The 3872-nt window shown below is 64.2% G+C and carries 6 protein-coding genes; all 6 read right to left on the minus strand.

Features of this window, described 5'->3' with window-relative positions; all coding sequences use genetic code 11:
• The coding region (locus tag ACR2JI_RS14710) for a Zn-ribbon domain-containing OB-fold protein (RefSeq protein WP_526391215.1) at positions 1-344 on the minus strand (344 nt) is incomplete at its 3' end.
• Positions 345-355: 11 nt separating this feature from the next.
• The gene (locus tag ACR2JI_RS14715; RefSeq protein ID WP_526391217.1) at positions 356-880 is read right to left on the minus strand and encodes a PaaI family thioesterase; all 525 of its coding nucleotides are present in this window, start codon (positions 878-880) and stop codon (positions 356-358) included.
• Positions 881-1084, minus strand: a complete 204-nt coding sequence (locus tag ACR2JI_RS14720; RefSeq protein ID WP_526391219.1) for a hypothetical protein — start codon at positions 1082-1084, stop codon at positions 881-883.
• A gap of 14 nt (positions 1085-1098) precedes the next feature.
• Positions 1099-2253, minus strand: coding sequence for an amidohydrolase family protein (locus tag ACR2JI_RS14725; protein ID WP_526391221.1), 1155 nt, complete (start codon positions 2251-2253; stop codon positions 1099-1101).
• Positions 2254-2366: 113 nt separating this feature from the next.
• Positions 2367-3191 (minus strand): SDR family NAD(P)-dependent oxidoreductase, encoded by an 825-nt coding sequence (locus tag ACR2JI_RS14730; protein WP_526391223.1) that lies wholly within the window; start codon positions 3189-3191, stop codon positions 2367-2369.
• Positions 3192-3193: 2 nt separating this feature from the next.
• Positions 3194-3872 (minus strand): aldehyde dehydrogenase family protein (locus tag ACR2JI_RS14735; RefSeq protein WP_526391225.1); only part of this gene is annotated, 679 nt, incomplete at its 5' end.

Raw genomic sequence — 3872 nt, forward strand, 5'->3', positions numbered from 1 at the left:
AAACGCAGCCCAGCGCTCTCGTCGAGCTCGACTGTGACCACCGGATAGGGAGTCCGATAGTCGACGCCCTCGGCGGGAGGCCCCTGATACAGGAAGATGGCCATGTGGATGGTGCCCCTGCCACTCACATCGGTAGGCACGACATCGGTCGACCGGCAGTGCGGGCACACCGGCTTGGGAGGGTGGTGCCAGCGCTTGCAGGATCCGCACCTGTTGATCAGTAGCCGGCGCTGCAGCCGTCCGCGATAGTGGGCGGCGTTGTCGTGGGTGATCGGCTCACCCGGAAACAGACGGACAAGTCCATCGTCGTCCGGCAGTTCCGTTGGTCCGGATGCATCGCTCATCGCGACCCCGCTCATCTGTTCTCCTGCTCATCCTGCTCTGCCAGCCAGCGACGGTGGCGCTCGAAATGCTGGGCGTCGCGCAACACCATCACAGCTTGAGCGTGCGCCAGTTCAGCGCTGTTGGAAGCCAGCTCGAGGCGCGACTCGACATACCACCGACTTGCCTCCCGTCGGACGACCCAGGCGATGCCGCGCAGTGGGCGCTCTATCGGTACCGGCCGAATGAAACGGACGGTAAGGGTGCCGGTGACGCTGAGCTGACCATGCAGGATCGGCACGTGGCCGACGAGTTCGTCGAGCACCGCCGCCACCCACCCGCCGTGGGCGACCCTGGGTCCGCCCTCATTGTCCCGGTGGCAGACGATATCGGTGGTCACGATCTCGCCGTCGAAGCTCTCCGCCCTCAGTCCTAGCCGGCACTCGCCGGTGCGGGAACAGGCGACACACAGATTGACCTGTTGCGCATCACGCGGTGCCGCCAGCACGAAATCCCCGCCGCTCCACTCACCGACGGAATCTGCGCGGGAACCCTCCACTCAACCGGTCTGCGCGGTGTGGCGGCGGGCGAGTTCGAGCCCTTCCGCACTGGAATCGGCCCTGATATCCCATCGCCCGCAGGTGCAGTGGCAGACGAATCCATCCTCCGAGGGCAGGATCGACTGTGCGTCGCAGTAACCGTCGGAGGCTGCGAAATCCGCAAGGAATTCGCCGGGCAGGTCATAGAGAACGCTGTCGCCCATGGGGTGCCGCCTGACTACTTGGCCGGCCGTGCAGGAGCCCCGGGGAACAACTCGTTGAAGGTTCCGAACAGAATCCGTTCACGGACGGCGTCGCCCACACCATCGAAGAGATGGTGCAGGGTTTGCTGGGTGTGACCGTAGGTGCCTTCCATATGGGGGTAGTCCGAGCCCCACATGACATTGTTGTAACCCATCGCCGTCATCGCGGGGACCGCCGACTCGTCGTGCTGGAAGGACGCATAGACCTGGGAGTAGATGATCTCCTTGGGCGATCGGTTCAGCTTCGGCCGCACCGCCATGGCGTGCTGGCGATACCCCTCCTCCATGCGGTCGGCCAGGAACGGCACCCACGTCGCTCCGCCCTCGGAGACGAGCACCTTCAGATCCGGGTGCCGGTCAAGCGCCCCGGAGGCGACCAGTTTCATCACCGCCCGCTGGCCACCGAATGTGGTCTCGGTGTAGTTGAGAACCGCCCCGCCGGGGCCGCGGTACATCATGCCCGACGCTCCGCCGGTTGCCATATCGATGGGTTCGGTCCCGATGTGGAAGGCGATCACCATCCCGATATCCTCCGCGGCGGCCCAGAAGGGCTCCCACTCATCGCGGTTGTAGTCCTTCTGCAGTGGGTGCGGAGACACCGGGAGAAAGACGGCCCGATAGCCCAGGCCTCGGGCCCTTCTCAATTCGACCACCGCGTCGTCGATATTCAGTGTGGAAACCTGAGCGACGGGGATCAGGCGGGGCGAACGCTTCATCAGAGTGTCCACCGCCCAGTCATTGCTGACTTTGACGGTCTCGCGCAGCAACTCGGATGTGCGAAACGATGATGCCCACAGCCCCAGAGAGGGGAACACCAACTCAGTCCAGATGCCCTCCGCGTCGAGGTCGATCAGGCGGAGGTCGACATCGCCGGCGCCGGGCGCACGCATGGTGGCCGCCATGAACTCCTGCTGAGCGCTTTTCGGCAGCCGGCGGCGGAAGACCTGACCGTCGACGAAGACGGTTTCCCATTCGCCGTCCGGATCCTTCTCGGCCCGTGGGCACAACTCCGCGAGGTGCGCCGGAAGATTCTTGGTCCAGAGGTCTTCAGGCTCGAGGAAGTGGGAGTCGCCGGAATTGGCCCACAACTTCTCCGGTGCGTCCGCCACATTCGTCATTTCGGTCTCCATCATCACAATCGTTGTTACCCCACACAACCGTCAGGTGAGCGGTCTTGGCAAGCCCTGAACCGGCCGATTTAGCCGGAACCGCATTCTCGCGCCGGCCGCTTGAGCCCCAGGGGTCACAGACCCGGAAAATGAATCGCGACCCTCGCGTGCGTTCCACCGTCAGTTGCCGGCAGGCACACCCCCGACATGTACTCCGAGTCATCCGAAGCGAGGAAAAGTGCCACGTTCGAGTTATCCCGAATTGTCGGCGGCCGATCAAGCCGCAGAGGCATCGCCGCATTCTCTTTGACCCAGGGTCCACCGAGTTCCTCGTAGGACAGACCGAGGACTTCGGCATCGGGGGGCAGCGCGAGGTTGGCGGACATACCGTGGGTCGGACACAGCGCGTTGACCCGGATCCCGTGTTTTCCGAGGCCGAAGGACAGCGCTTTCACCAACCCGTTCACCCCGTGTTTGGAGGCCGTGTAGCTGACAAAACCCGGATACGCGACCAGGCTGGCCGCAGAGGAGGTCACCACGATGTTGCCGTAACCCTGATCCTTCATCACCCGGAACGCGGCCCTGGCCGCCAGGAACACCCCCTTGAGGTTGATGTCCTGAACCGCCTGCCAATTCTCGACGGAGAGCTCATCGAAGGGCACACTGCCGAATCCGACCTCGCTGACACCGGCGTTCGCGAACATGACATCCAGCCGCCCGAATGTGGAAACGGCCAACGCCACCGCGGCCTCCATCTCGTCCTCGATACGAACGTCGGCCTTCAGCCAGACCGCCTGTCCCCCCGCCTCGGCGACCTCCCCGGCGACCTTCTCGCTGCGCTGCGCGGACAGATCGGTGACCACGATCTTGGCCCCGTGCTGCGCGAACAACAGCGCGCAATCGCGGCCCAGGCCCGACCCCGCCCCGGTGATGACGACGACCTTGTCCTGCAAACGCATTGTCACTTCTCCAATACCGTCTTGACCTTGACGAATTCATCGATGCCCGCTTTGCCGCCTTCGCGGCCGAATCCGCTCACTCCGCAGCCGCCGAAGGGGGCCAGATGGGTCATACACGCGGCGCTGTTGACACCGATGGTGCCGCAATTCAACTGCGGAACCAGACGGCGCACCCGGCGATGATCGGCACTCTGGATGTAGTTGGTGAGTCCGTACACCGTCGAATTGGCGATTCGGACGGCATCCTCCTCGGTATCGAACGGGATCACCGAAAGCACCGGTCCGAACACCTCACGCTGAGCGATCTCGCTGTCCGGGTCCACATCTGCCAGAACGGTGGGGTTCACGAAGAAGCCCTGCGACAGTTCGCCCCCGGGCCGGTCCCCACCCACCACGAGTCTGCCCGCGTTGGTCGAGACGGCTTGGGCCACCATGCTCTCGACGCGTTCCACCGCAGCGGTGTTGATCAGTGGGCCGATGTAGGTGTCCGCCTCGAACGGGTCCCCCACTTTGAATGACCCCATGACCGCGGCGACATGCTCGAGGGCCTGCGGATAGACCGACCGCTGGATCAACAGCCGGGTCGGCAATGCACAGCCCTCGCCGTTGTTCGCCATGGCGAACATGCAGGAGAACGGGATGGCCTCGGCCAGGTTGGCGTCCTCGAACACAATGTTGGCG

This window comes from Mycobacterium sp., from assembly GCF_051006775.1.
Taxonomy (GTDB): domain Bacteria; phylum Actinomycetota; class Actinomycetes; order Mycobacteriales; family Mycobacteriaceae; genus Mycobacterium.

Excerpts from the sequence above, each read along its gene's own strand:
- ACR2JI_RS14720 (WP_526391219.1), bottom strand. The coding sequence starts at position 1,084 with ATGGGCGACAGCGTTCTCTATGACCTGCCCGGCGAATTCCTTGCGGAT.
- ACR2JI_RS14725 (WP_526391221.1), bottom strand. The coding sequence starts at position 2,253 with ATGGAGACCGAAATGACGAATGTGGCGGACGCACCGGAGAAGTTGTGG.
- ACR2JI_RS14730 (WP_526391223.1), bottom strand. The coding sequence starts at position 3,191 with ATGCGTTTGCAGGACAAGGTCGTCGTCATCACCGGGGCGGGGTCGGGC.